Source organism: Acetobacter pomorum (genome assembly GCF_002738225.1).
In the GTDB taxonomy this organism is placed as follows: domain Bacteria; phylum Pseudomonadota; class Alphaproteobacteria; order Acetobacterales; family Acetobacteraceae; genus Acetobacter; species Acetobacter pomorum.
Map to the genome: position 1 here is coordinate 1 of NZ_PEBQ01000041.1, position 2,004 is coordinate 2,004.

General features: G+C 44.5%; 2 protein-coding genes and 1 pseudogene. 2 read left to right on the top strand and 1 reads right to left on the bottom strand.

What is annotated here, in order from left to right; translation table 11 throughout:
- Positions 1-728: 728 nt before the first annotated feature.
- A complete protein-coding gene (gene grxB / locus CSR02_RS03205) occupies positions 729-1,373 on the bottom strand; it encodes a glutaredoxin 2 (RefSeq protein ID WP_099540556.1) in 645 nt (214 codons plus the stop codon).
- 166 nt (positions 1,374-1,539) lie between these two features.
- Here grxB and CSR02_RS16965 point away from each other — a divergent pair.
- Positions 1,540-1,731: pseudogene (locus CSR02_RS16965) on the top strand (thiopurine S-methyltransferase); the annotation flags it as partial.
- Positions 1,732-1,798: 67 nt separating this feature from the next.
- Positions 1,799-2,004: transposase (locus CSR02_RS03215; protein WP_143225526.1), on the top strand; the 206-nt coding region annotated here is incomplete at its 3' end.

Below are 2,004 nucleotides of genomic sequence, written 5' to 3' on the forward strand. Positions count from 1 at the left end.
ATGCAGGCGGAGGCGACAGAGGGTCTGTCTGTTTCAAGGGGAGATACTCCTCTTTACACAGGCAACCGTCATTTTGACGGGATATTCCACCGAAGTGCGGAATATGCTGGCTGACTGCAATTCTCCGGGTGATGCCAAATGGCCGTTCACTCCGGAATCTTGTGGAAAAATACGGTTCGGGAGAAGTCCGCGCCTGAATGGTGAAAGCCAATAGGGGCTTCTAACCATAAAAGCCTCAGGACATGTGTCTGAGGGAAAAAAGAGCGCAGCGGGTCTGCGGCACTATGCGATAGCTGGATGTATCTGCTTGCCAGATGGGGAAAAGAAAAAATCTGAGAGTAAACAGATTATGGTTTTATATTATTGCAATAATATAAAACGAGCACCCATCTAAAGACCACAAGAAAACGAAACCATTTGATGATGTGGAAGAATTACAATTCTAAAGGAAAGGCCTCTCCTTATGCCAGTTGTCATAACATTGCCTTGATAATATTTTCTGATAAAATTTTCAACGGAAAAGTTTTACAATATATTACTTTTCGGAAATTATAATATGTGAAAATAAATATATAATTTTACAATAAAAACAAAATTACTTTTTTAAAATCAGGATTTATAAAACAATTACTAATGTATTATTTCATGTGTTTATTTATATACAAACTTTTCCTGTGTTTCTGATTATGAATTCTCGACAAACGCAACACAGGAAAAGTTTTTTATAATCAGACGGCTACAGCATCCAGCAAAGGAATGCCCGATCGCTCGGAAAGTGCCTGCCTATAGTGCTCTACCGCAGTAGGGTAGGTGAGCCCTTTGATGATGGAGAAACTATGCAGGTGCGCAAACAGATGGATATCATCATAAGAGAGCTGGCCCTGAAGCGCAGATGGTTCAGGCAGGAGAGGGGCTAAGTCTTCTAACAATGCATTTAAAGGAAGAAGGGCCTCTGTTCCTTCATTAAAAATCTCGCAAAATGGGCCGGTTGAAGCCTCTTTTTTGCGGATAAAGTATGCGCGCCCGGATGTGGTGGAAAATTCTGGAAAAGGTGCTGCTGCTGCGCGGGGCAGGAACTGCCTATACAGCAAAGAGCTTGAACGGCTGATCCAATCAGAAATTTCTGGTCGAGCGGGAACTGTAAGAAGAGGCGTTCCTTCCTGGTCTATCTGCGCAATAATATCCAGACTTTCCCCCATATAATGCCCGTTTTCTTCCAGAATAGGCAGCATTTTCTGGCCGATCATGCCAATGGGCGTTGCTTCATCATCATTTTGAAGAACAACAAGCTCAACAGGAATGTTTTTGAGGCCAAAAATCATTCTGGCTTTGATACAGAATGGGCAGTGATCATAAACATAAAGTTTACGCATGAGAGACAACTTTCTGATACAGAGTGTAAGACTGAATGTCCTGTAAAAACAGGGTGTTTGCTTTATTGTTTACGCGCCAAGCATAAACATGGTTTGAATAATTTTATAGTAGAAAGAGGCCAAAATGGATGCACAATTCTGGAATATGAAATAGCAGAAAAACCAAATTGGCTTTCATCTTGCCGCTGTTAATCCACTTTTAGTCAAATATTTTCCTGTTTTGGGGCTTAAAGAGGGCGCACGTGTTTTTGTGCCATTATGTGGTAAAACTCTGGATATTCACTGGCTTCTGCAGCGCGGGATGAACGTGGTTGGGGTGGAGCTTACGGCGTGTCGTCAGTTAAGCCCTGAGAGTGGCACGTGAGGGTTGTAGTTTGTGTCTGCGTGTGCTGTCTGTTTTCCCGTTTTTTGGAGGAGACAGAGAGATGCGGCGCTATAGTTTACGCGATGACCAGTGGGAGCGGATAAAGGATCTTCTTCCCGGTCGAGAAGGCTATGTCGGCGGCACTGCGGCGGACAACCGTCTGTTCGTGGAGGCGGTGCTGTATCGCTATCGCGCGGGCATTCCATGGCGCGACCTTCCTGCCCGTTTCGGGGACTGGAAAAACGTGCACCGGCGTCTGCGCCGCTG